The sequence below is a fragment of the Polaribacter butkevichii genome, from assembly GCF_038024105.1.
Taxonomy (GTDB): Bacteria; Bacteroidota; Bacteroidia; order Flavobacteriales; family Flavobacteriaceae; genus Polaribacter; species Polaribacter butkevichii.
The window spans coordinates 196,379-219,369 of record NZ_CP150661.1; the positions used below are offsets into that span (position 1 = coordinate 196,379).

Annotated in this window: 11 protein-coding genes; all 11 read left to right on the forward strand. The window is 29.6% G+C overall.

Translation table 11 applies throughout. The features are described from left to right. The first annotated feature begins 413 nt into the window (after positions 1–413). The 11 genes from WG951_RS00715 to WG951_RS00765 all read left to right on the forward strand — a co-directional run bounded on the left by WG951_RS00715 (position 414) and on the right by WG951_RS00765 (position 22,886). The gene (locus WG951_RS00715; protein ID WP_170062870.1) at positions 414–3,512 is read left to right on the forward strand and encodes a SusC/RagA family TonB-linked outer membrane protein; all 3,099 of its coding nucleotides are present in this window, start codon (positions 414–416) and stop codon (positions 3,510–3,512) included. A 30-nt stretch (positions 3,513–3,542) separates the two neighbouring features. Then, the gene (locus WG951_RS00720; protein WP_105048303.1) at positions 3,543–5,051 is read left to right on the forward strand and encodes a RagB/SusD family nutrient uptake outer membrane protein; all 1,509 of its coding nucleotides are present in this window, start codon (positions 3,543–3,545) and stop codon (positions 5,049–5,051) included. A 13-nt stretch (positions 5,052–5,064) separates the two neighbouring features. Next, a complete protein-coding gene (locus tag WG951_RS00725; protein WP_146105254.1) occupies positions 5,065–5,715 on the forward strand; it encodes a fasciclin domain-containing protein in 651 nt (216 codons plus the stop codon). Between the two features lie 87 nt (positions 5,716–5,802). Further along, positions 5,803–7,527, forward strand: coding sequence for a sulfatase family protein (locus tag WG951_RS00730; protein ID WP_105048305.1), 1,725 nt, complete (start codon positions 5,803–5,805; stop codon positions 7,525–7,527). A 190-nt stretch (positions 7,528–7,717) separates the two neighbouring features. Further along, the gene (locus WG951_RS00735; protein ID WP_105048306.1) at positions 7,718–10,252 is read left to right on the forward strand and encodes an InlB B-repeat-containing protein; all 2,535 of its coding nucleotides are present in this window, start codon (positions 7,718–7,720) and stop codon (positions 10,250–10,252) included. A 24-nt stretch (positions 10,253–10,276) separates the two neighbouring features. After that, positions 10,277–11,656 carry a cellulase family glycosylhydrolase gene (locus WG951_RS00740; RefSeq protein WP_105048307.1) on the forward strand — a complete coding sequence of 460 codons (1,380 nt, stop codon included), beginning with the start codon at positions 10,277–10,279 and terminating at the stop codon, positions 11,654–11,656. A 6-nt stretch (positions 11,657–11,662) separates the two neighbouring features. Continuing rightward, complete coding sequence (locus tag WG951_RS00745; RefSeq protein ID WP_105048308.1) at positions 11,663–12,970, forward strand: family 43 glycosylhydrolase; 1,308 nt, start codon at positions 11,663–11,665, stop codon at positions 12,968–12,970. Between the two features lie 804 nt (positions 12,971–13,774). Then, the gene (locus tag WG951_RS00750) at positions 13,775–16,744 is read left to right on the forward strand and encodes a carbohydrate-binding protein (RefSeq protein WP_105048309.1); all 2,970 of its coding nucleotides are present in this window, start codon (positions 13,775–13,777) and stop codon (positions 16,742–16,744) included. Between the two features lie 203 nt (positions 16,745–16,947). After that, a complete protein-coding gene (locus WG951_RS00755; protein WP_105048310.1) occupies positions 16,948–18,681 on the forward strand; it encodes a T9SS type A sorting domain-containing protein in 1,734 nt (577 codons plus the stop codon). A 27-nt stretch (positions 18,682–18,708) separates the two neighbouring features. Further along, a complete protein-coding gene (locus WG951_RS00760; RefSeq protein WP_170062871.1) occupies positions 18,709–18,876 on the forward strand; it encodes a hypothetical protein in 168 nt (55 codons plus the stop codon). A 479-nt stretch (positions 18,877–19,355) separates the two neighbouring features. Then, positions 19,356–22,886: a sulfatase-like hydrolase/transferase gene (locus tag WG951_RS00765; RefSeq protein WP_245893476.1), complete on the forward strand. Its 3,531-nt coding sequence runs from the start codon at positions 19,356–19,358 to the stop codon at positions 22,884–22,886. The last annotated feature ends 105 nt before the right edge of the window (positions 22,887–22,991 follow it).

The following is a 22,991-nucleotide window of genomic DNA, read 5'->3' on the forward strand; positions in this document are numbered from 1 at the left end:
TTTAGATAAAATAACGAGGTGTAAGTTTTCTCTAATTCTTATAAAATAAAAATAAAAAGAAATACCGATATTTTTATTAGAAAAAAAGTTATAAAATTTATTAACCTTAATTATAAGTTCAATATTTTTTCGAGTTTACGGTTCTTTTTCAAAACCCATTTTTAAAGAAACTTATCTCTTTATAACTATTATGGTAAAAATTATATGTTTTTTTTAAATAATTAGAAATATTATCCTCATTAATAGAGGTCTTTTTTAAAAAAAACAGTACAGTGCAGGATGCAGTTTGTTCATCAAAATTATTTATTTGTATAGATAAATATAGATGTGTATTGTCATCTAATTTAAAAACTAAATATTAACATTTAAACATAATGCTTTCAAACATGAAGAAAAAAATAAAAACACGTTCAATGAAGTTAAGCAAATCTTGCTTCTTTTTTACGTTTCTGTTTTTAATGGTGTGTAACCTTTCGGTAAAAGCGCAACAAAGGACTGTTACAGGTACTGTTATAGCAAATAACGGAGATCCTGTTCCTGGTGTAAGTGTAATGCAAAAAGGAACAAAAAACGGAACTGCAACTGATTTTGATGGAAATTATTCAATAAAGCTATTAGGTAGTGGTTCTAAAGTATTAGTCTTTGCTTCTTTAGGTTTTAAAGATAAAGAAGTTGCTATTGGAAATAGAACAAAAATTAATATTACTATAGAAGAAAGTAGTGAGCAACTAGATGAAATAGTTGTAATTGGTTATGGTACGGCAAATAAAAGAGATGTTTTGGGTTCTATGGCTTCTGTAAAAACAGAAGTTTTAAATGAATCTGTTCCTGTCGATGCCTTAGGTGGTTTACAAGGTCGAGTTTCTGGTGTGCAAATTTTAACAAATGGAGCGCCTGGTAGTTCTTCAGAGATTGTAATTAGGGGTATTTCTACTTTAAATTCTGGTACAGGGCCTTTATATGTTGTAGATGGACAACAAGTAGATGATATAGATAATATTAACCCAAATGATATTGAGTCTTTAGAAGTTTTAAAAGATGGAGCTTCTGCTGCAATTTATGGTTCTAGATCTGCAAATGGTGTTGTTTTGGTTACAACGAAAAAAGGTAAAGTAGGTTTGCCAACAGTAAAAGTAAGTGTTGTAAATTCTCTAAGTTATTTAAAGAATAAAGTACCAGTTTCAAATACTGTGCAAAGAAATAAATTTATAGAGTTAAGACAAACGGGTAATACAAACGCTTCTGGTGGAACAGTAGATTCTTTGGGTATACGTACTCAGTTTGTTGTTGATTTACAAGAGTTAATTAAACAAGTTGGTCAAAAAACACAGGCAAATGTTGCTTTTAGTGGTGGTAGTGAAAATGCAAAATACTACTGGAATACTGGTTTCTTAGATGAAGAAGGAATTATTATTGGTAGTAATTTTAGAAGAATTAATACTAATTTAAATCTTAGTTTTGATATTACCAAAAAATTATCTGCTGGTACTCGTTTAACTGCAACTTATCAAAACCAAGATGGTATACCTGAAGGAACCGTTTTTAGAGAATTATCTTATCGTCAAACAGATGTTTTAGTGTATGATTATGATGGTTCTTTTATTAGAGAGCGTTTTGCAAGAAATAACCCTATTGCTAGAGCTGTTTTAGGTAGACAAGATAATAGACAATATAGAGCATCTTCTTTTAACTGGTTTAATTATCAATTTACACCAGAATTTTCATTTAAAACTACTATAGGTGTTAATTTTAGACTTCAAAAATTAAATGAATTTAGACCATCTCAAACAGTAGATGCTGTAAGTGGGAAAATTAATGGTAGAGAAAGACAGCGTTTATCTTATGATATACAAAGTGAAAATTTCTTTAATTATTCTAAAAAGTTTAAAGGAGGACATAAATTTACAGGTTTAGTTGGTTTTTCTGTACAAAAATGGCATCAAGAGAATTCTGATTTAAGAGCAATTGAGTTTAATAATGATTATCTTGAGACGTTTAATAATGTAAAAGAATTTAACCTTACTAATACAGGTACAACAGCTTTTGAACACTCATTAGTTTCTTTATATTCAAGATTAACGTATGATTATAAGAGAAAATATTTAATTGGAGCTACTTTACGTAGAGATGCTTCTTCTAGGTTTGGAGAAAATAAAAGATGGGGAGATTTTCCTTCTGTTTCTGCCGGTTGGAGAATTTCAAATGAAAAATTCATAAAAGATTTAGATTTAGAATTTTTACAAGAATTTAAATTAAGAGCAAGTTATGCTATTACAGGTAATGAAAGAATAGGTAATTACTTAACACAAGCTTTATATGGGCCAGGTAACTTTTATGATGGTGTAAGTGGTTTTGCTCCATTTCAATTAGGAAATGCAGATTTAGGATGGGAAGAAACTGCACAACAAAATTATGGAGTTGATTTAAATTTATTTGGTAGAAGATTAAAAATTTCTGTAGATCATTATATTAAAACTACTACAGATTTATTATACGCAAGACCTATACCTGAAGAAACTGGATTTTCTAGTATAACAGCAAATATTGGTTCTATTGAAAATAAAGGGTTTGATGTAGAAATAAGTGGGACACCATTAAAAACAGCAGATTTTGAATGGTATTCTGGTTTTAATGTTTCTTATAATAAAAATAAAATATTAAAATTAGCAGACCCAGATGGACACATTATTAACGGTTCTGCTTTTAGTTATAAGTTAGAAGTTGGTCAACCAATTGGTAGTATGTATGGTTTTAAAAACTTAGGGGTTTATCAGTATGATGAATCTAATGCATATACTGAGTCTGGAACTAGACTTACTGCAAATTTTGATGAAAATGATAATTTTGTAAATTATTTATTAAATGGGCAAGAGTATAATGGTACTGTTAAGCAACAAACATTTAATAATGTAGTTTTAAAAGGTGGAGATGTAATTTGGCAAGATCAAAACGGAGATTTAAACATAGATCAAGAAAACGATAGAACAATTATTGGTAATGGTCTAGCTGAATTTGTAGGTGGATGGAGTAATACTTTTAGCTATAAGAATTTATCATTATCTGTATTATTAAATTATTCTTTTGGACAACAAATATATAGAGGGTATGACCATACTAGAAATAAAGCAAATAACAGTGTTTATACTCCAGGACCAGATAGAATTGAAGATGCATGGTTAAACCAAGGAGATATAACTAGGTACCCTAGTTTAGAAGTTGCTAGAGCACAAAATAGAACTGGTTTAGATTCAGATTATGTAAGTAATGCAGATTATATAAGACTTCAAAATGTAAGATTAAGTTATAAATTTTCTAAAGAAGTTTTAGATAAAGTAGATATTTTTAAGTCGCTTTCTATGAGTGTTGTAGCAAACAACTTATTAACTTTTACAAATTATACTGGTTATAATCCAGAATTAGGAAACGGTGGTAATAATATTTCTGCAGGTTTAGATAATTTAAGATACCCAAATAAAACTAGTATAATTTTTAGCTTAACTGCTCAGTTTTAATAAAACCTTGTTAATATAAAACAAAAAAAAATGAAAAAAAGTAAATATATTTTATCAACTCTATTGGTTTTCATACTTCTATTTAGTTCTTGTTCAGAGACTTTAGAATTGACACCAATTAGTGAGGTTTCCGATGAAGTTTTTTGGAAAACAAATGATGATGCTGAATTAGGTATTGTATCTATTTATGATGCAATGCAAAAAACATATCGTGTAAAACATTTTCTTTGGGGAGATTTTAGATCTGATGATTATGTTATTTCTGATAAACCACAACCATCTTTTGAATCGTTAATTAATAATAAATTAGAAGCATCACAAGAGAATTATTTAAGATGGGATAATTTTTATACTATGATCTTTAGAGCAAATTTAGCTATAGAGAAAATTCCTGAAATTACATCTTATAATAAGAACTTATTAGGTGAGGCCTATGCTTTACGTGCTTATGCATATTTTGATGCCTATAGAGTTTGGGGTGGTGTACCTATTTTTAAAGAAGCTACATTAACTTTTGATGAAACTTCTTTTAGAGCAAGAGCAACGGCACAAGAAGTGTTAGATTTAGCATTATCTGATTTAGCAGAAGCAGAAAAATTAATAACGACTCCATCTACTCAAAACGCAACTAGATTTACAGAAGGAAGTCTTTTAGCTTTTAAAGCTAAAGTTTTAATGTTTCTAAAAAGATATGATGAAGCTAATGTTGTTTTACAAAAAATAATAGACTTAGGCGTTTATTCATTAACTACAGATAGAACTGCTTGGGGTAACTTATTTTTAAATGATAAAGTTCTTTTCCCAGGTCAAGGACAAGAAGGACCAGAAATCATTATGTCTCTTAAATTTGATGTTGCAGAAGATGGTAATAGAGCATCTGGTGTATGGGAATTACATTATCCTGGTGTACCTGCTTTTTGGGTGTCTCCAGAGGTTCGTAGCAAGTGGATTTTTAGATTTCCGATAGACGAAGGTGGTTGGCAAGCTAAATATCCTGGTATAACAGCACCTTCATCAGTATTAGATGAAGAGACAGGATTACAAGTTCCTGTTTATGGTGATTATAGATTTTTAGAGACTATTACTGAGCATAATGGAAGCATTGAAGATTTAAGAGTTTCTAAATATTCTAAAGGGAATTACAGCCCAAGAGAGGATGATACAAACATTATACTATTCCGTTATGCAGATATGTTACTTTATAAAGCAGAAGCAGAGCATCATTTAGGTAATACCGATGCAGCAATAAAATTATTAGATGAAGTTAGGGTAGCACGTGGGTTACCTAAAGTAAATTCTGGTGTTTTTGCAGATGTTGATGTAACCGATAAAGATGCTATGTTAAACTTTATTTTAGATGAAAGACAATTTGAATTGTTTGCAGAAGGAACTCGTTGGTGGGATTTAGTTAGAACAGACAAAGCTGTTGAAGTACTGGGGCCAATTAACGGACAAACAGAAGCTACAATTACTTGGCCAATTTATTTTTTACATTTACAAAATAACACTAAGCTAGAGCAAAACGAAGCTTATAAATAAAATTATAATAAAGATGAAAAAAACAATGAAATTAAGCAAGCATACTTTTCTACTTCTATTGGTTTCTGTACTATTTATGGGGTGTGATTTAAAAGTACAAGAAAGTTTTGTGTTTGATCCAGGAACAAGTGAGCTATTTACTTTCGGTGCAAAAACTCCGTGGGAGTGGATACAGACAAACCCTGGTAATGAATATAACTATCTTATAGAAGCTATAAAACATGCAGGTTTAGAAGAAGAATTTAGTAATACAACAAGTAAAAGAACTTATTTTTTAGTAAAAGATGATGGTTGGAATGTAATTAGTAATAGTATTTTGAATAAAGAATTTGGTAGTAATTCTACGCTAATTGCTGATACAGATCCAGTAAAATTAAGAAATATTTTATTGTATTATATTGTACCTCAATACATAGATCAAGGACCAGGTCTTTTACAAACACTAGATGTTAATTATGAGGTTAAGACCTTATCTAAAGATCCTATAAATAATTTTATGACTTTAAGAAGAGATTGGAATTATGCAATTGGTTTAAATTATTCAGAAGATTTACCAAGCACATCTATGGCAACCCCATGTAGGTTACATAACTATATTTTTTCTAATGGTAATTCAGTTGCGCATATTTTAACAGGACACGCTAGAATAGCTCCTTTCGAATAATAAAAATATACCTGCAAAAAAACTTCTCTAGAAACATATTTTAGAGAAGTTTTTTTGTTTAATAAATTTCTTTATACATATATTAAAATGAAAAATACTTTAAATTTTCTAATCTTTAGAATACAAAAAACAACAATTATATTATTAGCTTTTTCTGTTTTTTTTAGTTGTAAACAAAAAAAAGAAATAGTAAAAAATGAAGTAAAACCAAACATTGTTTTTATTCTTACGGATGATCAGCGTTGGGATGCTTTAGGGTACGCTGGTAATAAATTAGCATACACACCAGAAATGGATAAACTTGCAAAAAGTGGTGTGTTTTTTAAAAATACCATTGCTACTACACCTATTTGTGCGGCAAGTAGAGCTAGTATTTTTAGTGGCTTGCAAGAGCGTACTCATAATTACAGTTTTACAACAGGTAATATGAAGGAAGAGTATATGCAAAATGCCTATCCTAGGGTTTTAAAAAAAGCAGGATATTATACAGGTTTGTACGGTAAGTTTGGTGTAAAATATAAAAACTTAGATTCTCTTTATAATACTTATGAAAATTACGATTTACGTTATGATCGTAAAGATATTACGAGTTATTATTATAAAAAATTAGGTAAAGATACTGTTCACTTAACTAGATATACGGGAGAAAAAGGAATAGAGTTTATTAAAAATGCACCAACAGACAAACCTTTTTGTTTACAACTTAGTTTTAGTGCACCTCATGCAAGTGATAATACCGTAGAGCAGTATTTTTGGCAAGAAGAAAATAATCATGTTTTAGAAAACATTACTGTTCCTACAGCTAATATTTCTGAAGATATTTATTATAACCGATTACCAGAAATAGTTAAAAGTGGTTTTAATCGTTTACGTTGGTATTGGAGAGATGATACTCCAGACAAATACCAACATAGTGTAAAAGGATATTACAGAATGATTGCTGGTATTGATAATGAAATTGGTAAAATTAGAAAAGAATTAGAAAAAAAAGGAGTTGCAGATAATACAATTATTGTTCTTATGGGAGATAATGGTTTTTTCTTAGGAGAAAGACAAATTTCAGGTAAATGGTTAATGTATGAAAACTCTATAAAAGTACCTTTAATTATTTTTGACCCTAGAAATAAAGAACATAAGGATGTTGATGCTATGGCATTAAATATAGACATTCCGTCTACTATTTTAGATTTTGCAGGCGTTGATGCTCCAAAAACGTGGCACGGAAAAAGTTTAAAACCTTTTGTAGATTCTAATAATGCAGATTTAAAAAGAGACACTATTTTAATAGAGCATTTATGGGATTTTAAAAATATAGCACCAAGTGAAGGAGTAAGAACAAGTGATTGGAAATATTTTAGATATGTAAATGATAAATCTATTCAAGAATTATATAATTTAAAAGACGATCCAAGAGAAATTAATAACCTTATTAACGATACAAAATATCAAAAAGTTGTAACTAAATTACAAAATAAATTAGAAGAGTTAACAAAAAAATATAGAGATCCTTATCAATTTAATCCTGTTAATTTATCAGTAAACTTAAAAAATAATTTAGAGTTTAATTGGTCAACGTCTAACAAAATACAAAAGCAAACAGCATATCAAATATTAGTTTCTTCATCAATTGAAAATATTAATAATAATATAGGCGATGTTTGGAATAGTGAAAAAGTAGAAAGTGCTACTAATTCTAATATTAAATATGAAGGTTTAAAACTTGATAAAACAAAAACCTATTATTGGAAAATGCGGATCTATGATGAAATAAATAGAACAGGTAGTTATACAACACCTAAAAAACTATTTTAAATATTCTTTAGAAGCATTAGATTTTTAATTTTTTTTTATGAGTAGAAAAAGATATTTTAAATTTAAATCATTAAAAATAAAAAAACACCATTTTAATTGATGGTGTTTTTTTTCGTATCAGGATAGAGCAGGACGGAATTAGTGAATCTTGGACGTAATTTTATTACTTAATCATTTTTCCTCCTATTTTATGAAAAAAAGTATAACTTTTATTTATTGTTTATTTGCATTTTTTACTGTAAATGCACAAGTAACCTTGTCTACAGATTTTACAAATTCTAACAAAGAAAAAAAAGCATTGTCTAATATTTGGACAGTCGCAAATCGTATTAGTCCAACAACAGGAGCAGGAGTAAGGCCCGATATAGATGTTAATCTTATTAGAATGATTGGCGGAATTAACAAAAAAGTAAATGGAGTAAACGTTCCAGATTTGTCTTTTGATACTGTAGCTTATGATGAAGCAACTGGTACTTACGTTTATAATTGGACACCTTTAATTTCTAGAATGAATAGAATTGTAAATTCCAATACAAAAATTTATCAATTAGTTTTAGATCAAGTACCATGGGCCTTTCAACACGGTTATACCTTTATACCAGAAGGTACTTTTGATGGCGTAAATTTTAGAGAAGATGAGAAAGTTACCATTTACGGAAACTCTTTACCTCCGTTTGATAAAGTTGCCTATTTTAATTATATAAAAGCTTTAATGCAAAAGTTAATTGATACTTATGGTATAGAAACTGTTGCATCTTGGCGTTTAAGAATTGGATCGGAAATTGAGACTCCAGATCATTGGAAAGGAACCGAACAAGATTTTATAGAGCATTTTGCCAATACCGTTAAAGCTGTAAGAGAAGTGTTGCCTAATGCTATTATAGGTTTACACACTAGAGAACCAGATTTTGTTTTTAAAAATGGTACTATAAAAAATTATAAAGGAGAAACCATTAAATCTTTTGCTAATGGTTTAATTAATTATTGTTATGATAATAATATTACCTATAATTTTTGGGGAATATCAGATTATATTTTAATAAATAATGCTACTAGTAGAAAAGTAACCGAAAAATACAATACTTTGTTTGAGCCTCTTAAAGAGAATCCAAAGTGGAATAAAAATGCAACTTTAGATATTATGGAGTATAGTGTAGTAACTTCTATGCAACCACCTGTGCCAGATGGTAAAGGTACTTTAAGTTGTGTTACCTCGCATACTTCTTTAGTAAATTTAGGTTTGGCACATGTTTTTTATAAAAATGAAGAAAACGGTCTAGAGAAAATTTTTAGATGGGGACAAAGACCCGAATCATCAGACCCTATAGCTATAGAAGTTTTAAAAAGTATGGAAGGAAAAATACGATATGAAACAGATCTATCTGGAGAACCGTTGTTATTTGTTAATGAATTTGATGCGATATTTTCTAAATCAGAATTAAAAAATGAATTTGATGTTTTAGTATATAATTATACACCTAAAACCTTAAATTATTTTGATGCAGAGGCGGTTACAATTAGTTTTAAAGCAGATGTACCTGTAGGAACAACTTTATATTACCAAGATGCCATTTATGGAAAAGATCAAAATGCTTTTCAAAATTTTTTAGAAAATGAACCAGCTTCCGGATGGGTAAAATCTGGTTGGGACAGAAAAGCAGATCCATCAAGATCATTAAATGAAGCAGGAGCGGCAGCTTGGTCTACTTTTGTAAACCCAAACCCTTACAAATTTAATGATTGGAAAAGTATAACTACTACTGCACCTGTAGATGGTACACAGGGTTCTGTAATAACTATTAAAACAGATTTACCTTCTTTTTCTTTTAGAAAATTTGAAATTAGAGAAAATCCAGATTTTATAGCAACAGTAAGTCTACCAAAAATTAAATGGGATACGAATGAAGATTTTGAAGAATTTTCTACCTCACAAATGACTACTTCTATAAACAATAATTTGTTTAATATAACGGTTACTGGTAGTTTTCCTAAAATGATAAGAAACCAAGAAATGCAAGTAGATTTCTTAAGTAAATTTAAAATATCACTTAAAAATGAAACTTCAAGTGATATCTTTTGGTTTGTTTGGTATAAAAATGGAGTGAAAAACCAAAAAAAGTTTACAGCAAGTGTTAATGATGCAACTTTTAAAACTTATACGGTAGATTTAAGCTCTAATGCAAATTGGTCTGGTAATATAGATTCTTTTAATGTAGAAATAGCCAACAAAGCAGGTTCGGGTGATGTTACTGTAGAATCTTTAGAGTTTTTATTAAAAGCAGGTGTTGCAGAGCACCAAATAAATGTAGAAATAGAAGGCTTAGGTTTTGTAAATCCTATTTCTGGTAAGTGTTACACAGGGCAAACGATTACGTTTTCTGCAACACCAAATGATGGTTGGAATTTTCAAGGTTGGACCGGGAATGTTACTAGTGCAGATAGTTCTTTAGTTATTACTGCCAATTCAGACATCAATATAAAAGCTACTTTTTCTAAAACATTAAGTATTAATGATGAATTATTTAAAGAGAAATTAACGGTCTACCCAAACCCTAGTAAAACAGGTTTGTTCTTATTAAATGAAAGTTTAAATTGGCAAGTATATAATATTTCTGGTAGCAAAATAAAAGAAGGAAAAGGATCACAAATTGATCTTACAAAATTTAATAAAGGTTTGTATTTTTTAAAAACAGATACCAAATCTTTTAAACTATTAAAACTTTAACATACTATATATAATTATCAGAAAATGAAAAATATTTTATCACTATTACTTTTTTTACTTTTACTTACTACTTCTAATGCACAAATAAAACACGGACTGCGAGATGAAAATGGAAGACACGTTATTCCTAGAGGTTTTGTTATTGTTACCAACGCTGGCGATTTTAAAAATGAAGATTTTGTTAGAATGGTTAGAATGGGAGCAAACTACCAAGTTGTGCGCTTAGAATTAGGTAAATTAAGTAATTTTCCGGGTGCTAAATTCGAGCAAAGTTATTTAGAACAATTAGAACGTTTGGTAGAATTTGGGGAAAAGGTAGGCATTAAAACAGTTTTTAAAATGACGGTTTATGGTGTTAAAAAGTTTTCTTGGGAAGCTTTTTGGGCAAACAAAAATAATGAACATGAAATTTATATGAATGCTTGGAAAAAAGTTTGGCATCATTTTAAAAATGAAGATTATGTTGTAGGTTATGACGTGGTTAATGAACCAAGAAAATTAACAATGAATATTTCTTATAAAGATTTAACTAATGATTATTTAATACCTGTTTATCAAAAAATAATAGACGAAAGTCAAAAAATTAATTCTAATAAAAAGATTTTAATTCAGTCTATTTTTATGAATAAAGGAGAAGGAGTTGATAACAATCAATATGCCGAAATAACGGCATCTGTAAATAGAAAAAACATTGTTTTTTCTCCGCACATTTATCAAAATAAACAAGATTTGGTACAGCCCGTAATGAGTCGTTTTGATAAAGAAGCAATTATGTTAAAAGCACCTATTTTAATTGGCGAATGGGGTTTTCCAACATTTGCTAAAACAGATACTACTTTAGTTGGTAACTTAGGGCAGTATAAATATAGAGAGCTTTATATAAAAACTGCTGAAGTTTTTGATCAAATGGGTGTAGGTAGTATAAAAGCATGGTTTTCTGGCAATCCCAGTATGCAAAATTTTATGCCAGGTGGACCATCAACTTGGGCTATATTTTCAGATAAAAATGCCGTTGGTACATCAGAAAGAAAATATATTACAGACATTATTGCAAGACCTTACCCACAAACAATTGCAGGAACTATTAATTCATTTCTTTTTAATTTTGCAACAAGAACTTTAAATGTTAATGTTACAACAGACAATAGCAAAGGAGCATCACAAATTTTTATAGGTGCAAATAGACACTATCCTGATGGGTTTTCTATAATGTGCGGACCAGATGTAGTATTGGTTTATAATCCGCTTAAAAACGTAGGGTTAGAATTGGTAAAGGGACTAAACAAAACCAATATTTCTAACTTTATTTGGAATGAAAAATATCAACAATTAACCATTTTAAAATGGCCAAAAGATAACGAACAATTAAAATTAAAAATTGTTCCAGGTATCTATAAACAATAATATTTTATGATTAACAGAGAAAAATATAGTTTACTTTATGTGCTTTTTTTGTTAACTCAAATAAATTTTTCACAAAATCCTATAACGAAAGAAGAAGGTGTTTCAGATCCTCATATTAGAGTTTTTAATGACACTATTTATTTATATTCCGGACACGATTCTAGTCCGGAAGATAAGTTATGGAATATGAAAGATTGGCGTGTATTTTCATCTACCAATTTATTAGATTTTACTTTAGAAGAGACAATATCTCCTAAAGAAAATTATATGGATGATAATAGTTTTGATTGTTGGGCAAGTGACGCATCTACTAGAAATGGTAAATATTATTTTTACTTTTCAGATAAAAAACGAGGAATTGGTGTTATGGTGTCAGATTCTCCAAAAGGGCCTTTTAAAGATGCTTTAAATAAACCTTTGGTTGCTCCTATGCACGATCCCACTATTTTTATAGATGACGATAAAAATAAAACACCATATATTATTTATGGGGATAAATCTGATACTTATTATGTAGCAGCATTAAATGATGATATGATATCTACCGCAGAAATACCAAAACCAATTACAATACATGGAGATTTATGGAAAAATGCTCCGAATTGGATGGATAAAAATTATGTGTTTAAGTATAATAATACCTATTATTTAAGTTGGGGTAGAGATTATGCGGTTTCAAAAAACATTTATGGACCCTACCAATCTGTTGGAGCTTTGGGAAAAGGACATCATTTAGATGAATTTGCTCATGGAAGTTTCTTTTGGTGGAAAGGTCAGTTTTACCATGTTTGGTGTTATTATTTAAAGAAAGGTTTTAAGTTTAGAGAAACTATTATAACGTATTGTCATATTTCTGATGATGGAAAAATAGTTACAGACACACAATTTTTAGATGCACATTTTAAAAATGGAGTTGGCCAATACGATGCTTCTTGGAATGTTATTGAGGCAGAGTGGTTTTATGAAAAATCATCAGAAATTGAAAAAAAAGGAACTTTAGAAAAAGGATTTTTATTAACTAATATTCAAAATAAAAGCTGGGTAAGGTTTGCAAACATCAACCTTAATAAACAATCTAAAATAGAATTTACTGTTAAGAATATTCAAGGAAAAGGTGAATTAGAAATTAGGGATGGTAGCCTTAACGGGAAACTTTTAGGGAGTGTTTTTATAAACTCATTAAATCAAAAAAAGGAAACGCAAAAAATAGTTTCTACAATAAAAAAAATAAAAGGAAAAAGAGATCTTTATTTTAAGTTTATAGGAGATCATAATTTTTATTTAGAACTAGATTCTTTTAAATTCTTAGAGTAAAAGAGTCTTTAAAAAATATTTAATTTTTTAACATTCAATATAAAATTGGCAAAATTGTCTTTTTATATTGAATGTTTTTATTTTTATAAATATTTTAATTATGAATAAAATTTAAAGCTTATTATTGTAAATACAGAAAGTTTAAATCTAGTTACTTACATACTTAATTTTATTATACAGGATAGAGCAGGATAAGTAATGCTTCTTGTTACGGTATGTTTGTAATGTAGTTTTTTAAAAAGAATTAATTTTGAATTAGTATTTATTAAACACGTTTCTTTTAATTAAAAGAAACGTGTTTTTTTTTAGTTTAAATTTCAACTAAAAAAAGCTTTACTTTTTTATAAAAATAGAAATAGTAGCAAGTAAGTTGTTGATTATAAGAAGTCTTTGAACTTGATTTATATAATAGGTTTTACTAAAATAAAAAAAGGTGTAAATAATATAATTTTTAACAATATAAATCAGGTGAGCACAGGACAGACATCTTTCTTTCATAAAGTAGTTTTGAAGCGTAAGGTTATTTAACTTTATTGAATTAATTTACAAGTTCCCTTTGTCTCCCCCAAGACAAAGGGACTTATTTTTTATAATGCTACCCCCTAATACTTAAGCTTAAAAGAACCTATCTTAAAAAATATGTTTTGGTTTATCTTTAACATTTTCTTACTTATTGTTTAGCAGGGTATTGCAGTATAGGGCAGGATGGTGTAATTTTCTTTTTTTCTTATATTTATTAATTATAACATCTTCTTCTTTATTTTTAATTTCGATGAAATAAGAATAGGTAATAAAACTAAAAATATGATAAAAATTACACGCACTAAAATTCCCTTTTTTAACTTTATTAAGTACATTTTTATTTTGGGGTGTTTATTTGTATTAAATGCAGAATTTTATGCACAAGATTATCCTTTTAATTTACCAAATACAATTACAGCTAGTTTTAATATAGAAACAACAAATAAAGAAGTTTTTAATAACAAGTTATTAGGTTATAATATTGAAGGTTTTAATACCAATTTAGAAAAAAGCTTTATTAAACTAGTAGATCCTGTTACAATTCGTTTTCCTCATGGTGTTTGGGCTAATTTTTACGAATGGGAGACAGATGGTTATCAGCAAGATAGTTATGATAATGGTTCTCATCAAAATACATTAGACATATATGACGATAGAATAAAAGGGCACATAGCAGGTATTGCAGCTCTAAATACAGATAAAAAGAATAGTAATGGAGGCAAAGGTTATGACATGATGTGGACTTATTCTATTAATTTTGACGATGGCCCAAGTAGTGTTGCTAGAGCAAAAAAAGACATAGCTTTAGGTTTAGAAGTAAAAGCGATAGAATTAGGGAATGAGCATTTTTGGAAAAATCAACGTTCTAATAGAACCTCTACCGAAGCAAAATATTTGGCTGAGGCTTCTGCAGTATCTGCAGCATTAAAGTCAGAGTTTCCAGACATTCAGTTATCCATACCTTTAGGGTGGAGAAGAACACAGGCTAATTATAATAATTCTATAATTGGTGATGGTACATATTTTGATGCTGTAACTGTGCATAAGTATTTAGGAGCAGATCCAGATATACCAGGAGAAAGTAATAATGCATATAGTTCTTTATTAACCGCAAAATTAGAATTAGCTGAAGATGTAAATTGGGTAAGAAATAATTATGCACCAGGTAAGCCAATTTGGTTAACCGAATGGGGTGTTTCTGCAGGGTCAGACGTTCATGGTGGTGCTTGCTTAGGTATGGCAGATGCTTATTTATACATGTCGGAAAATCAACAGATTTTCCATAGAGCAAACTGGTTTAGTTTTAATAGAATATTAAATGCAATGGTAGTAGTAGGGGCTAATAGACAACCTGTATATCCTTTAAAAAAGAGAGGTTATTTATCTACATATAACATTATTAAAGACGTACTTAAAGATGCCGAAATGCTAAAAGGAACTGTAACAGCATCAAGTCAGTTAACAACAGAAAAAGGTTCTGTAAACGTGGTAAATGCAAGAGCCACAAGCAAAAATGGAGAAACAAGTGTTGTTGCTATAAATTTATCTGATAAACCGGTTGAGTTTGAATTGAAATTTAATAACATAGCTTATACAGGTACTTTTAAACACGAAGCGTTAGTGTTTGATAATGTTGGAGTTGTAGCTGCAATTGATTTTTATCAAGATCCGTTAACTTTAATTAAAGAAGGATCGGGTACTATTACCTTACCTCCTTTATCGATAAGTAAAATTACTAATATTGTATTAAATTCTTCCATTAAAGTAATTGCTGGTTCTATTGAAGCGGAAGACTATAGAGAAGGTGGAGAAGGAGTTGGTTATTCAGACACTACTGTAGATAATACTTTAAGTGCTGGTAATGATACTGATGGTGTAGATGTTGCAACTGATAATAATATTACTTATGTAGGTGATACTCAACAAGGAGAATGGTTAAAATATGATGTAAATGTGTTAAAAAATGGAATTTACGATTTCGAATTTATATACGCAGCAGCTACGTCTGGTTCTTTAATTAGTGTAGCGCTCGATGATGTTTTACTTTTTAATAATAAATTGTTACCTAAAACAGCAAATGCTACAGATTTTAAAACAAGTGTACAAGAAAGTATACCACTAACACAAGGTTTGCATGAGTTAAAAATAAACGTTCTAAGTGGTGGTTTTAATTTAGATAAAATAAATATTTTATTAATTGCTCCGCCCGAGGCTCCAACTTTTGCAGTATTTAAAGACGGAGATGTTTTAGAACCAGGTTCTGATTTAGAAGTTGAAGCACTAACTACATTAGAACCCTCTAAAATAAATAATATAAGCCTATATTTAGATAACGTATTGGTCCGTTCCATCTCTACGGCTCCATTTAGATGGGGTTTTAATGAGCAAACAGATACCTTATTAGAAAATATGGTTAAAGGTACTTATGTTTTAAAATTAGTACTTACAGATAATAGAAATCAGACTTCAGAGACCTCAATAACTCTAGATATTAGAGATTTCGTTTTACAACCTTACAATGGTTTTGCTCATAAAGTTCCTGGAGTTATACAAATGGAAGATTATGATATTGGTGGAGAAGGCTTTGCTTTTCATGATTCAACAATTGGTAATACAGGCGGAGCATATAGAACAGAAATAGGAGAGGATGTAGATATTTCTGCAGCTGGATCTGGGTTTGTTTTAGGAAGTTTGTCTGGTGATGAATTTACAAGGTATACCATAGATGTGGCTGAAGCAGGTAGTTATCAAATGTTGATAAATTATAAAACGTTTTCTTCTAGCTCTAAACCTTTTTCGGCAAAAATATTGACTCAGGATTTATCAACATCAAAAGAAATATTTTCTTTACCTGCAGGGTCTACAACTTCTGGAATTGTAAAAATAGGAACAGGTGTTTTTGGAGATTATACATCGCCTAAATTTGACTTGCAAGCAGGAAAACAGGTGTTAGAACTTTATATTCCATCTGGTGGAGCAGGACCAAGTTATGATTTTGTTACCCTAGAAAAAGTAGGAACATTAAGTACAACTGATGTAAATATTTTAGAAGAAAAGTTAAAAGTGTTTCCTGTACCTAGTAATGACGGTAAGTTTAATTTAAATAAATCGCATCAATGGAAAATTTATTCAATTTTAGGTACTTTAATAATAGAAGGTAACGGAAAACAGGTTGATATAAGTTCTTTTTCTAAAGGAATGTATTTATTGAAAATTGAAACAGGTGAAAATAAAAGACTGATATATAGGTAAGTAATTACGATTCTTTTCTTATAGGGTAAAACTATATGGCTCATCATTAAGATGGGTCATATTTTTTACGTTAAAACTGTAAAACACATCAAAATTAACTTAAATATATGTTATTTTACCAAAAAACAGCATAGCGCAGGATGGTTAGTACGTTTTAAGCCATTAATTTGTAGCCAATTAACAATTAAATTAAAACAAACATTATGAAAAAATTATTACTTACATCTTGCTTTTTAGCTTCTTTAAGTATTTCCGCTCAACGAGTTTTTACTAGTACAGGTTCTGGAGATTGGAGTACACCCGCTACTTGGACAATTACAGACCCAAATGCTAATGGAGGGGTAAACACCGTGCCTTCTAATATTGATGATGTTTTTGTAAGTACGAGTCATACTGTAGATGTTTCTTCTGGTAACGATGCGGTATGTAACAACCTAACAACAGGTGGTTCTAGTGGAGGGGTAGATTTAAGAGATGGTTCTACTTTAACTGTAGAAGGAGATGTATCTTTAGGCAGATTTGACAATAGTCTTAGACTTTTTCACGGTACAGGTGCGCCTCCAACTCTTATAATTAAAGGAACAATAACAGATAGAAGAATTTATTTAAGAAAAGTATTATCTAACAATAAGTGGTTTTTAATTTCTAGTCCTTTCTTAAATGCTAAAAAATCTAAATTTCTTACAGGTTCAACAAATACAGTTACAAATAGTGTAGCTAATGGTTTTACAGGAGATGGATCTAAAACTTCTTTTGCAAGTTATGATGATGCAAATGCTTCTGGTTCTAAATATGTTTATACTTTAGAAGCAAGTAAAACATCTGGTAATTTAACAGATGCAGCAGGTTATTCTATATTATTAGATAATTCACCTAGTAACGCTTCTTATACTATGAATGGTAAATATCATCATGGTGCAACAACATCTGTTGCTATTTCAGATGCAGGTAATGGATATAATTTAGTAGGTAATCCATACCTGGCTTATATATATGCAAATGATGCAGCTAATGCAACTCACAATGTATTATTAGATAATAATTCAATTTTAGATGAAGCTACTATATGGCTATGGGATGGAGATAATGCAACATGGGTAACAGTTAATAAATCAGATGCAGCAGCATATCACATAAGTCCAACACAAGGGTTTTTTGTAAAAGCTAAAACTGGCGGAGGTGCTTTTACTTTTGATAAAGACTTAGAAACTCATGCTACAAACGGAGATGTTTTCTTAAAAACTACAAATAATAGATTTGAAATTGATTTAACTATTTCTACAGATAAATTAAGTCGTAAAACAGCTATTAGATATATAGATAATACAACCACTTCTTTTGATAATGGTTATGATAGCTCTGTATTTGGAGGGTATTCAGAAGATTTTCAAGTATACACTCAATTATTAGAGAGTACAACTAAAAACTTAGCAATACAATCATTACCAACCAAAGGTTTAGAAACTATGGTAGTTCCTGTAGGAGTTAAAGCACCTGCAAATTCAGAAATCACTTTTTCGGCAAAATCTTTAAACGTACCAGCTGGTTATAATGTGTATTTAGAAGATAAAACAAATAATATTCTTACAAGATTAGATGAAGCAAATGCAGCGTATACAACAACAGTAACTAGTGCTATAACCGAAGGACGTTTTTTTATACACACTAGTGCTTTTTCTGTTTTAAGTTTAGAATCAGAATTATTAGAGGGCGTAAGTATTTTTAAGACAGATAATTCTAATTTAAGAATAGTTGGTTTACAACAAGGAAAAGTATCAGTATCATTAGTTAATTTAATAGGTAAAACAGTAATGAATTCTTCTTTTAAAGCGTCTACTGTAAATAATATTGCATTACCAAAATTAGCTACAGGTGTTTATATTGTTCAGTTAGAAACTGAAGCTGGTAAATTGAATAAGAAAATAATTTTAGAATAATTAACGAGAATTTAAAAAATATAAAAGATGAAACAACAAAAAACAGATATAGAAAATATTTCTCGAAAAGAAGCTATAAAAAAGATTGGTAATTACGGTAAATATGCTGCCTTAACGGCATTAGGAACTTATATGATATTAAACCCACAAAAAGCACAAGCGCAAAGTATAGAAGCGCCAGGATCTGGGTTTTAATTAAAAGAAACCAATTTTTATAAAAACTAATTATTAAAAAGGTAGTAAATTAATTTACTACCTTTTTTTTTGTTAACAAATTTCATTAAGAATAAGTAAATTGTTATGGCGTTTTAAATTAGTAATATGTGTGTTGTTACTATTAAGAATTTGTTTTATAATGGCCTTTATTTACCCAGCAATTGTACTTTTATCTGAGGTATATTAGTTAAAGTTAGTAGCATTAGCCTTTTTTAGATATTATTTATGAAAAAGAAAACAATAACAATTATTAATTTGTAAAGAAACAATGGCTTTATAATTAGAGATATGCGTGCTTTAATAATACTTATGAGCTTAGTAAAAGTATTGTTTTTCAGGATAGAACAGGATACGATTTTACCATAACTAATTTACTTTTAAATCTTTAAAAAGTGTAATTAAATTCACTGTTATTATTAGATTAAAATAGAAATATAATATTAATAAAGTAACATTTTATGATGCAAAAACAAAGGTTTTTATTAGTACTAGTATTGGCTTTAACTATGTTTAAGCCAATTTATTCTCAACAAAATAAAGATAATCCAGAAAAACCAAATATCATATTTATTTTAACGGATGATCAGCGTTTTGATGCTATTGGGTACGTAGGTAATAGCTATGTAAAAACTCCAGAAATGGACAAACTAGCAAAATCGGGTACTTATTTTAAGAATGCCATTGTAACCACACCTATTTGTGCGGCAAGTAGAGCAAGTCTTTTAACAGGTTTGCATGAAAGAACTCATAATTTTAATTTTCAAACAGGAAATATTAGAAGTGAGTATATGGATAATTCGTATCCAACGATCTTAAAAAATGCAGGATATCATACTGGTTTTTTTGGTAAATATGGAGTTAGATATGAAGAGTTAGACAAACAATTTGATGTTTATGAATCTTATGATAGAAACCATAGATACAAAGATAAAAGAAGTTACTTTTATAAAACAATTGGTAAAGATACCGTTCACTTAACAAGATATACAGGGCAGCAAGCTTTAGATTTTATAGATGATTCTTCTAAAGAAAAACCTTTCTGTTTATCATTAAGTTTTAGTGCGCCACATGCACACGATAGTGCGCCAGACCAATACTTTTGGCAAGATGCTACAGACAATCTATTAACAGATGTTACCATACCTAAAGCAGATCTTTCTGAGGATAAGTATTTTAATGCACAACCAGAAATTGTTAGAAAAGGCTTTAACAGATTACGTTGGACTTGGAGATATGACACGCCAGAAAAATATCAGCATAGTTTAAAAGGATATTATAGAATGATTGCGGGTGTAGATTTAGAAATTGCAAAAATCCGTAAAAAACTAAAAGAAAAAGGATTAGATAAAAATACTGTTATTATTGTAATGGGAGATAACGGTTACTTTTTAGGAGAACGTCAAATGGCAGGAAAATGGTTAATGTATGACAACTCAATAAGAGTTCCATTAATGATTTTTGATCCTAGAGTAAACAAACATCAAGACATCAATGAAATGGTTTTAAATATTGATGTTACTTCTACAATTGCAGATTTTGCAGGTGTAAAAATACCTGAAACTTGGCAAGGGAAAAGTTTAAAACCTTTAGTTTTAAAAGATGTAAATACCATTGCTAGAGATACTATTTTAATAGAACATATTTGGGATTTTAGCGAAATACCACCAAGTGAAGGAGTGCGTACAGAAGAATGGAAATACTTTAGATATGTAAATGATAAATCTTTAGAAGAGTTATACAATCTTAAAAAAGATCCAAAAGAAATAAAAAACCTTGTTGGTAAAAGAAAATATGCTAAAGTTTTAGCCGAATTAAGAGCAAAAACAGATGAGCTTATTAAAAGAAATAGCGATAAATATAGAGCAGCGCCAACAGATTTAACAGTAGAGTTAATAAGAAAACCAGGTACAGATGTTCAAATTTTTGATACCAAACCAGAATTTGGTTGGACGGTTCCTTTAGCGTCTAAATTTCAATCTGCATACCAAATATTAGTATCTTCTAATCTAGAAAGTATTAATAATAATAACGGAGATGTTTGGGATAGTGGTCAAGTAAGATCAGATGCATCTTCAAATGTAGAATTTAAAGGAAACCCTTTAGAGGTTGGAAAAACATATTTTTGGAAAGTAAGAATTTGGGATGAAGATAATAGATTGGTAGATTATTCTGAGGCTCAAAAATTTACTACAGGTAAAAGTGATAGTTATATTATTTCTACAGAAAATAAATTTCAGGTTGATAAAATTAAACCTGTAAAATTTGAAAAAAGAAATAATTTCTATTTTATGGATTTTGGTAAAGCAGCTTTTGCAACCATCAATTTTACATATAATGCAACAACCCCACACACATTAACCTTTAGAGTTGGTGAAATGGTTGATGATAACGGAAATGTTAATAGAACTCCACCAAAGAAAAGTAATATTCGTTATCAAGAAATAAAAATTGATGTAAAACCAGGTCAAACAAACTATCAAATAAAAGTACATACAGACGAAAGAAATACAAGGCCAAATAAAGCAATTGCTTTACCAAAAGGATTTCCTCCTTTAGTGCCGTTTAGATATGCAGAAGTAGAAGGAGCACAAGCACCAATTTTTGCAGATAACTTTACACAATTGGCTTACCATACTTATTGGGATGAAAAAGCAAGTAGTTTTAAAAGTGATAATGATATCTTAAACCAAGTTTGGGATTTATCTAAATACTCTATAAAAGCAACTACTTTTAATGGGTTGTATGTAGACGGAGATAGAGAAAGAATACCTTATGAGGCAGATGCTTATTTAAATCAATTAAGCCATTATACTACAGATAGAGAGTATGCAATGGCAAGACGTACTATAGAGTATTTTATGAAAAATCCAACATGGCCAACAGAATGGCAACAACATGTTGCATTGCTTATTTATGCAGATTATATGTATACAGGAAATACAGAGCTTATAGAACGTTATTATGAAGAGCTAAAACATAAAACTTTGTTCGAATTATCTAATGAGGATGGATTAATAACATCAACAAAAGTAGATAAAGAATTTATGCGTAAATTAGGTTTTGCAGATGGATATAAAAAACCATTAACAGATATTGTAGATTGGCCATCAGCTAATTTTAATGGAAGTAAAACCAAAGGAGAACGAGATGGTTTTGTATTTAAGCCATACAGTACAGTAATTAATGCTTTCTTTTATGAAAACATGAAAATTATGTCTGAATTTGCTAAAATTTTAGGAAAAACGCAAGAAGTTTTAGATTTTGAATTAAGAGCAGCAAAAGCAAAAAAGGCTGTTAACGAACAAATGTTCGATAAAAAACGAGGTATTTATGTAGATGGTATTGGTACAGATCATGCCTCTTTACACGCAAATATGATGCCTTTAGCATTTGGGTTAGTCCCAGAAGAGCATTATAAATCGGTTGTAGATTATGTGAAATCTAGAGGAATGGCTTGTAGTGTTTACGGATCGCAATTTTTAATGGATGGCTTGTATAATGCAGGTGAAGCAGATTATGCTTTAGAATTATTAGCAAGTAAAGCTAAAAGAAGTTGGTATAATATGATTCGTATTGGATCTACCATTACTTTAGAAGCTTGGGATAATTCTTATAAAAATAATTTAGATTGGAACCATGCATGGGGAGCAGTACCAGCAAATGCAATACCTAGAGGTTTGTGGGGTATTAAACCTAAAACACCAGGTTTTGATGTAGCTACTATTAAGCCTCAAATGAGTAAACTTAAATCTAGCTCTATAGAAGTACCAACGGTTAGAGGTACAATAAAAGCATCTTATAAATATAACGGACCAAGATTGCAAACTTATGAAATTGAAATTCCTGGTAACATGGTTGCTGAGTTTTCATTAAACAACTTAGAAGGAAAAGATTTTATCCATAATGGACAAAAAGTACCTTCTGCTTTTAAAGTTGTAAGATTAGCTCCTGGAAAACACACAATTCAATTAAAAATAAATTCATTTTAATCAAAAATAAAATAGATTTTAAAGCCTCAACTTTTTTTAAGTTGAGGCTTTTTTTGTCTTAATAAGAATAAACAAGCAATCAGGTTATAACAGGATGGTTTAAAA